This window comes from Streptomyces sp. NRRL WC-3549, assembly GCF_000721935.1.
Lineage (GTDB): Bacteria > Actinomycetota > Actinomycetes > Streptomycetales > Streptomycetaceae > Streptomyces.
Genome location: NZ_KL585388.1, coordinates 154,954 through 163,213, shown reverse-complemented (window position 1 = coordinate 163,213; position 8,260 = coordinate 154,954). Strand labels below are relative to the sequence as shown.

Sequence of the window (8,260 nt, the reverse complement as noted above, 5' to 3'; positions counted from 1 at the left end):
AGATGTGTATAAGAGACAGGGACATCTGGGAGCCTGGCGAGCACAACGGCACCTTCCGCGGCAACAACCCGGCGTTCGTCACCGCCGCCGCCACGCTCGACGCCTACTGGGCGGACGGCCAGATGGAGAAGCAGACCCTGGCCCGCGGCGAGCAGGTCGAGCAGACGCTGCTGGCGATCTGCGCCGAGGAGGCCACCGCGCAGTTCCGCGGCCGCGGCCTCGTCTGGGGCCTGGAGTTCACCGACCCGGCGCGCGCCTCCGCCGTCTGCGCGCGCGCCTTCGAGCTGGGCCTGCTGCTGGAGACCTCGGGCCCGCAGAGCGAGGTCGTCAAGCTGCTCCCGCCGCTGACGATCACCCCCGAAGAGCTGGACGAGGGCCTGCGCACGCTGGCCCGCTCCGTCCGTGAGACCGCCTGACCCGGGGCCGGCCCCGGAACAGGCACCGCTTGAGCAGGACAGAAGAGAAAGGCACCATCCCACGTGATCGTCCGATCGTTCAGTGACATCGAGAACACCGAGCAGCACATCAAGGCGGCCTCAGGCACCTGGGAGAGCAAGCGCATCGTGCTCGCCAAGGAGAAGGTCGGCTTCTCGCTCCACGAGACCGTGATGTACGCGGGCACGGAGACCTCGATGTGGTACGCGAACCACATCGAGGCGGTGCTCTGCACCGAGGGTGAGGCCGAACTCACCAACGAAGAGACCGGCGAGAAGCACTGGATCACGCCGGGAACGATGTACCTGCTGGACGGGCACGAGCGCCACACCATGCGGCCCAAGACCGACTTCCGCTGCATCTGCGTCTTCAACCCCCCCGTCACCGGGCGGGAGGAGCACGACGAGAACGGTGTCTACCCGCTGCTGACAGAGGAGGGCTGAGAACCATGACCACCGAGGTACGAACCGACCTCTACCCCACGCGCGGCGCCGCCGAGATGACCACTCCCCGCCAGGACCCGGTCATCTGGTCCGCGCCGGGCGCGCCCGGACCGATCGCCGCGAAGGACCTCCAGTCCTTCGAGCACGACGGCTTCCTCGCCATCGACCAGCTCATCACCCCGGACGAGGTGGCCGGCTACCACACCGAGCTGGAGCGCCTGATCGCCGACCCGGCGGTCCGCGCCGACGAGCGTTCGATCATCGAGCCGAAGTCGCAGAGCGTGCGGTCCGTCTTCGAGGTCCACAAGATCAGTGAGGTCTTCGCGCGGCTGGTCAGCGACGAGCGCGTGGTGGGCCGGGCCCGCCAGATCCTGGGCTCGGACGTGTACGTCCACCAGTCCCGGATCAACGTGAAGCCGGGCTTCGGCGCCTCGGGCTTCTACTGGCACTCGGACTTCGAGACCTGGCACGCCGAGGACGGTCTGCCGAACATGCGGACCGTGTCGGTCTCCATCGCCCTGACGGAGAACTACGACACCAACGGCGGGCTGATGATCATGCCCGGTTCGCACAAGTCGTTCCTGGGCTGTGCGGGCGAGACGCCGAAGGACAACTACAAGAAGTCCCTGCAGATGCAGGACGCCGGCACCCCGTCCGACGAGGCGCTGACGAAGATGGCCGACCGGCACGGCATCAAGCTCTTCACGGGCAGGCCCGGTTCGGCGACCTGGTTCGACTGCAACGCCATGCACGGCTCGGGGGACAACATCACCCCGTACGCCCGCAGCAACGTGTTCATCGTGTTCAACAGCGTGGAGAACACGGCCCAGGAGCCCTTCGCGGCTCCGATCCGCCGCCCGGAGTTCATCGGGGCGCGCGACTTCACTCCGGTGAAGTAGGGCATCCGGCAGGCCCTGAGGGGAGGGGCGGGACGCGTCAGGCGTCCCGCCCCTCCCCTCTGCCGTGAGCGGGGAGACCCGACCGGGGCCCCTGCGGCCCGCGCCCCGGTCCGTCGGCGCCCGTCGCACGGGTCCGCCGGCACCCTCCTCCGCGCATGAGCTCTCAGAGGGCGAGACGCCATTTGACATTAGATAGCTTTATAGGTCCTATAGGGCATGCTTTGAGCATGGAATCACGCGGCGTGAGCACGCGGCGCGATCGCTTCCGTCCCCCTAGGTGAATGAGCCAGACCGTGACCCACCCGGCCGTACCCCTCCCGCCCACCAGCGACTCCGACCCCGCCGCGGAGTGGGACGCCTGGCGGGCCGAACGCCGTCACGCCCTCACCGCGCCGACCGGGAACCTGGCCCTCGTCGAGACCCGCTGGCTGCCCGCCGGCGAGCGTCCGGACATCGAGGCGGCCCGTACGGGACAGCCGGACACCGTGACCGTGACCACGCTGGAGCGGACCGACCTCGTCACCGGCGAGGCCGAGCACGGACTGCGGTTCTGGGACTCCGCGTCGCCGGCCCTCCGCCACTTCGAGGACACGAGCGCCTTCCCCTACGACCCGAAGTGGGTCCTGGAAGCCTCCTGCACACCGGCACCGGCCGCCCGGCGCGTCCCCTTCGAGCACCTCCGCGACAACGGCGGCACCCGCGACCTGGTGGTCCCGGAGGACATCGAACTCACGCTGGACGGGCACACGTACGCGCTCAGCGCCTTCGACGACGACGGCACCCTGCTGCTCGTCTTCGGCGACCCGACCAACAGCGCCACCACCTACGGCGCCGGACGGTTCCTGTTCGTACGGCGTGCGGCGGGCGACGACCGCCGGGTCGTCCTCGACTTCAACCGCGCCTTCGTCCCGCCCTGCGGGTTCTCCGATCAGTACAACTGTCCGATGCCGCCGCGGCAGAACCGTTTCCACCTGCCCGTCGAGGCGGGCGAGAAGCTTCCCCTCTTCCGCGACGGCTTCCCCGCGCAGCACTGATCGCCGCCCCTCCCCTCCCAGCAGCACGAAGGCGCACCTCCCTCATGAGCATCAAGAAGACCTCCCTGTACTCCGCCACCGCGGTCACCTGCGCCCTGGCCCTCTCCGCGTGCGGCGGACCGGGCGGCGGCTCCGCCGCGGGCGGCACGTACGACAAGGACGCCACGGTGAACATCGGCTCCCTCTACGAGCCGCAGAACCTGGACAACACCGCGGGCGGCGGCCAGGGAGTCACCGAGGCCCTCAACGGCAACGTCTACGAAGGGCTGTTCAAGCTCACCGACGACGGCGGCGTGGAGCCGCTGCTCGCCGAGGACCACACGGTCAGCGAGGACGGGCTCACCTACACCTTCACGCTGAAGGACGGGGTGACGTTCCACAGCGGCAAGAAGCTCACCAGCCAGGACGTCGAGTACAGCCTGGAGAAGGTCCTCGCGGACGACTCGCAGTCCGCCCGCAAGAGCAGCCTCGACGTGGTCGAGGACATCGCCACGCCCGACGCGCGGACTCTGAAGGTCACGCTCTCGAAGAGGTCGATCTCCTTCGTCTACAACCTCTCCTACGTCTGGGTCGTCAACTCCGAGGCGGAGAACCTGAAGACGAGCGAGGACGGCACCGGGCCGTTCACGTTGAAGAAGTGGACGCGCGGCTCGGCGCTCAGCCTCGACCGGTTCACCGGCTACTGGGGTGAGGCGGCGGCCAGCCGCCAGGTCGTCTTCCACTACTACAAGGACGCGACCGCGCTGAACAACGCGCTCCTCACCGACGCCGTCGACGTCGTCACGAGCGAGCAGTCCCCCGACGCACTCGGCCAGTTCACGTCGAACCCGAAGTACAAGGTCAACGACGGCGACTCGACCACGAAGCTGCTGCTCGCCTTCAACGACAAGGCCAAGCCCTTCACCGACGTCAAGGTGCGCCGGGCCGTCTCCGCCGCGATCGACGACAAGAAGCTGCTGGAGTCCGTCTGGGACGGCTACGGCAAGGAGATCGGGTCGATGGTCCCGCCCACCGACCCGTGGTACGAGGACCTCACCGAGACCGACACCCACGACCCCGCGCGGGCCAAGGAGCTGCTGAAGGAGGCCGGCTACGCCGACGGCTTCAGCTTCACCCTCGACACCCCCAACTACGACCCGCACCCGACCGCCGCCACCTTCATCAAGTCGGAGCTGGCCAAGGTCGGCGTCACCGTGAAGATCAACACGATCACGCCCGACGAGTGGTACACGAAGGTCTACAAGAACCACGACTTCACGGCCACGCTCCAGGAGCACGTCAACGACCGCGACCTGGTCTGGTACGGCAACCCCGACTTCTACTGGGGCTACGACGAGCCGCAGGTCACCCGCTGGGTCGAGCAGGCGGAGGCGGCCACCACGGAGGCCGGGCAGACCGAGCTGCTGAAGAAGGTCAACCGCAAGACCGCCGAGGACGCGGCGAGCGACTGGCTCTACCTCTACCCGCAGATCGTCGTGGCGAACACCAAGCTGTCCGGCTACCCGGTCAACGGCCTCAACTCCCAGTTCTTCGCGTACGACATCAAGAAGAAGAGCTGATGGCGCGGTACCTCCTGCGCCGCTTCGTCTTCCTCCTGGTGTCGCTGGCGCTCGCGAGCGTGGTGCTCTTCGCCCTGCTGCGCCTGCTGCCCGGCGACCCGGCCAACGCGCTCACCTCGGTGGGTGCGAGCCCCGAGCAGATCGCGGCGGCCCGGCACTCCATCGGTTCCGACAAGCCGCTGCCCGAGCAGTTCACCCACTGGCTCGGGCAGCTGGCGGGCGGGGACCTCGGCACCTCGTTCGTCAGTACGCTGCCGGTCGGCCCCGAGGTGGCCTCCCGGCTGGACCTGACGGTCCCGCTGACCCTGGCCGCGTTCGTCCTCTCGGTCCTGATCGCGGTGCCGGCCGGATTCGTGGCCGCGTACAAGCGGCACACCTGGTACGGCGCGCTGCTCAGCGGCGTCTCCCAACTGGGCATCGCCGTACCGGTGTTCTGGCTCGGCATGATCCTCGTCGCCGTCTTCGCGCTGAACGCGGGCTGGCTGCCGGCCGGCGGCTTCCCCCCGGACGGCTGGGCGGTACCCGGTGAGGCGGTCCGCTCGCTCGTCCTGCCCGTGGCGACCATCGCCCTGGTGATGAGCGCCTCGCTGATCCGGTACGTCCGCTCGGCGACCCTGGACGTCCTGGGCAGTGACTACCTGCGAACGGCACGCGCGCTGGGGTCCTCGTTCGGGCGGGCCATGTGGCGTCACGGGCTGCGCAACGCCTCGGTCCCGGTGGTCTCCGTCCTCGGCATCGAGCTGGCCTCCACCCTGCTCGGCGCGGTGGTGGTGGAGTCGGTGTTCGCGCTGCCGGGCCTCGGCTCGATGCTCGTCACCGGGATCGCCCAGCACGACTACCCGGTCGTCCAGGGCGTGCTGTTCGTCTCCACCCTGGCCGTCCTGCTCATCGGCTTCGCCGCCGACCTCGTGCAGCGGATCATCGACCCCCGGCTGCGCGACCGTCTCTCGGGGGGCTCCCGATGACCGCACGTGCCACCGAACGAACCACCGGACGTCCAACCGGGCCGACCACCGGACGCCGCCGCCCCGCGCGTTCGTACACCCTGCTCGCCGGGTGCGTGCTCACCGGTCTCGTCGTGCTGCTCGCCCTCGTCTCGCTGGTGTGGTCCCCGTACGCGGCCGACGACACCTCCGGCGGACGGCTCACCGGCCCGGGCGCCGGCCACCTGCTGGGCACCGACAAGCTCGGCCGCGACCTGTTCACCCAGGTGATGACCGGGGCGCGGATCGCCGTCACTGCGGGTCTGGGCTCGGTGCTGATCGCCGCGGTCCTCGGTGTCCTGCTGGGGTTGCTCACCGCCTTCGCGCAGGGCTGGCTCGACGACACCCTCTCCGCGTTCCTCGACATCCTGATCGCCTTCCCGACGCTGCTGCTGGCGATGCTCATCGTCGCGGCGCACTCGGCCACGCTCGGCTCCGCCGTGCTGGCCATCGGGCTCGCCCAGAGCGCGGTCGTGGCCCGGCTGACCCGCATCCTCGTCAAACGGGTCCTCACCGAGGCCTACATCACCGCCGCCCGCACCTCCGGCACGTCCTGGCCGCGCACGGTGGTCCAGCACGTCCTTCCCAACATCTGGCCGACCCTCGTGGTCAACCTGGCCCTCCAGTTCGGTCTCGCCGTCCTCGCGGAGGCCGGCCTGTCCTACCTCGGCCTGGGCGTACCGCCGCCGAACGCCTCGTGGGGCGGCATGCTCCAGGAGGCGCAGGCCACGTTCACCACCGCGCCGGCCGGGGCGCTCGCCCCCGGCATCCTGCTCGTCATGCTGGTCGTGGGCGTCAACCTCGTCGCGGACGGCCTGCGCGACACCCTCGACCCGACGACCCGGCGGCGGCGCACATGACCCTCCTCGACCTGAGCGGCCTCACCCTGAGCACCACGGACGGAACCACGCTGGTGGACGACCTGTCGCTGTCGCTCGCGCGCGGCGAACGGCTCGGGCTCATCGGCGAGTCGGGCTCCGGCAAGTCGCTGACGGCGCTGGCGGTCCTCGGCCTCCTGCCGGAGGGCATCACCGCCACCGGAAGCATCGAACTGGCCGGGACGCAGATCGTCGGCGCGCGTGAGGAGCAGCTCACCCGGGTACGCGGACGGGACGCCGCCGTCGTCTTCCAGGAACCGCTCACCGCCCTGGACCCGCTGATGCGGGCCGGCCGCCAGCTCGCCGAACCCCTCGCCAGACGGCACGGGCTCAGGGGCTCGGCGCTGAAACGCGCGGTCGTCGACGCACTGGAACGGGTACGGCTGGCGGAACCCGACCGCATCGCCCGGTCCTTCCCGCACGAGATCTCCGGCGGGCAGCGCCAGCGGGTCGCGCTCGCCATGGCGCTGGCGTGCGAACCGAAGCTGCTCATCGCGGACGAGCCGACCACGGCGCTCGACGTGTCCGTGCAGGCGGAGATGCTCGACCTGATCGACACGCTCGTCCGGGAACGCGACATGGCCGTCCTCTTCGTCAGCCACGACCTGGCGGTCGTCGCCAGGATCGCCGACCGCGCCCTGGTCATGCGCAAGGGCCGGGCCGTGGAGGAGGGTGCCGTCCTCGACCTCGTCCGCTCACCGGTCCACGCCTACACCAAGGCGCTGGTGGGCAGTGCCCGGCGGCTGGAGTCCGCCCTGAACCTGGGAGAGACCCGATGACGCCCGCACCGGTCCTGGAGCTGAGGAACGTGTCGCTGCACCACCGGGGCAGCGCCACCCCCGCCGTCCAGGACGTCTCCCTCACCGTCGAGTCCGGCCGCAGTCTCGCCCTCGTCGGCGAGTCCGGGGCGGGCAAGACGACCCTGCTGCGGCTCCTGCTGGGCCTCGGCAGGCCGACCCGGGGGACCGTCGCCTTCGAGGGCACCGGACTCGACGTGCGCGACCGCCGGCAGATGCGGCGCTTCCGGCGCGGTGTGCAGTGCGTCTTCCAGGACCCGTACTCCTCGCTCGACCCCCGCAGGCGCGTCGGTGACATCGTCGCCGAGCCGTTGCGCTCCCTGGGCCTCGACTCGAAGGCCACCGCGGCCCCCAAGGTCGCCGAGGCACTGGAGCGGGTGGGCCTCCCGGCGGACGCGGTACACCGCTACCCGCACGAGTTCTCCGGGGGCCAGCGCCAGCGCGTCGCCATCGCCCGTGCGACGGTGTGCCATCCGCGGGTGCTCCTGGCCGACGAACCCGTCAGTGCGCTGGACGTCACGACCCGTGTGGCCGTGGTCGACCTGATCGCCGAGCTCAAGCAGGAGCGGGGGTTGACCGTCGTCATGGTCTCCCACGACCTGTCGGTCGTGGCGTCCCTGTGCGAACACACCGCCGTCCTGGAAGGCGGCCGCCTCGTCGAACAGGGGGACACGGCCCAGGTGCTGGGCGCCCCCGCGCACCCGTACACCCGCCGCCTCCTGGACGCCGTACCGCGGCTGCCCGTCTGAGGCTCCGGGCCGGCGGTACGGCGACAACTCGCTGGACCGCGCACCGGCCCGGCGGGGAGAGTGTCGCCATGACCTCCCTCGTACAGCACATCACCATCGACTGCGCCGACGCCTATGAACTGGCCCTCTTCTGGGCGGAGGTGCTCGGCACGTCCGTGTCGGACGACGACGTGCCCGGCGACCCCGAGGCGCTCGTGGAGACCGGGAGGGCGGCGCTGCTCTTCGTCACGGTGCCCGAGCCCAAGCGGGCCAAGAACCGTGTGCACCTGGACGTACGCCCCGAGGACCGCACCCGCGACGAGGAGATCGAGCGGCTGCTCGGTCTGGGCGCCACCCTGGTCGCCGACCACCGCAAGCCGAACGGGCGGGGCTGGGCGACCCTGGCCGACCCCGAGGGCAACGAGTTCTGCGTGGAGGCCGGTGCCGCGGAACGCGCGGCGCTGGCCGGTACGCGGCTGCCGGTCACCGCCGACGACGTGACGC

Annotated in this window: 10 protein-coding genes; all 10 read left to right on the top strand. The window is 70.4% G+C overall.

What is annotated here, in order from left to right:
- Positions 1–416, top strand: a 416-nt coding sequence (locus IH13_RS0107235) for an aminotransferase class III-fold pyridoxal phosphate-dependent enzyme (protein ID WP_031082087.1), incomplete at its 5' end; no start/stop codon positions are given.
- Positions 417–479: 63 nt separating this feature from the next.
- Entirely contained in the window at positions 480–878 is a 399-nt protein-coding gene (locus IH13_RS0107230; protein ID WP_031082084.1) for an ectoine synthase, read from the top strand.
- A 5-nt stretch (positions 879–883) separates the two neighbouring features.
- Entirely contained in the window at positions 884–1,777 is an 894-nt protein-coding gene (gene thpD / locus IH13_RS0107225; RefSeq protein ID WP_031082082.1) for an ectoine hydroxylase, read from the top strand.
- 281 nt (positions 1,778–2,058) lie between these two features.
- Positions 2,059–2,811 carry a DUF1684 domain-containing protein gene (locus tag IH13_RS0107220; protein ID WP_031082081.1) on the top strand — a complete coding sequence of 251 codons (753 nt, stop codon included), beginning with the start codon at positions 2,059–2,061 and terminating at the stop codon, positions 2,809–2,811.
- 44 nt (positions 2,812–2,855) lie between these two features.
- Positions 2,856–4,370, top strand: a complete 1,515-nt coding sequence (locus tag IH13_RS0107215) for an ABC transporter substrate-binding protein (RefSeq protein ID WP_031082079.1) — start codon at positions 2,856–2,858, stop codon at positions 4,368–4,370.
- On the top strand, positions 4,370–5,335 hold the full coding sequence (locus tag IH13_RS0107210; protein WP_031082076.1) for an ABC transporter permease: 966 nt from the start codon (positions 4,370–4,372) through the stop codon (positions 5,333–5,335). The genes IH13_RS0107215 and IH13_RS0107210 overlap by 1 nt, the downstream gene beginning before the upstream one ends.
- A complete protein-coding gene (locus IH13_RS0107205; RefSeq protein ID WP_051835780.1) occupies positions 5,332–6,213 on the top strand; it encodes an ABC transporter permease in 882 nt (293 codons plus the stop codon). The genes IH13_RS0107210 and IH13_RS0107205 overlap by 4 nt, the downstream gene beginning before the upstream one ends.
- Entirely contained in the window at positions 6,210–7,010 is an 801-nt protein-coding gene (locus IH13_RS0107200) for an ATP-binding cassette domain-containing protein (RefSeq protein WP_031082072.1), read from the top strand. Before IH13_RS0107205 ends, IH13_RS0107200 begins: the two co-directional genes overlap by 4 nt.
- Entirely contained in the window at positions 7,007–7,777 is a 771-nt protein-coding gene (locus IH13_RS0107195) for an ABC transporter ATP-binding protein (protein WP_031082070.1), read from the top strand. The genes IH13_RS0107200 and IH13_RS0107195 overlap by 4 nt, the downstream gene beginning before the upstream one ends.
- A gap of 68 nt (positions 7,778–7,845) precedes the next feature.
- On the top strand, positions 7,846–8,260 hold a 415-nt coding region (locus IH13_RS0107190; RefSeq protein ID WP_031082068.1), incomplete at its 3' end, for a VOC family protein.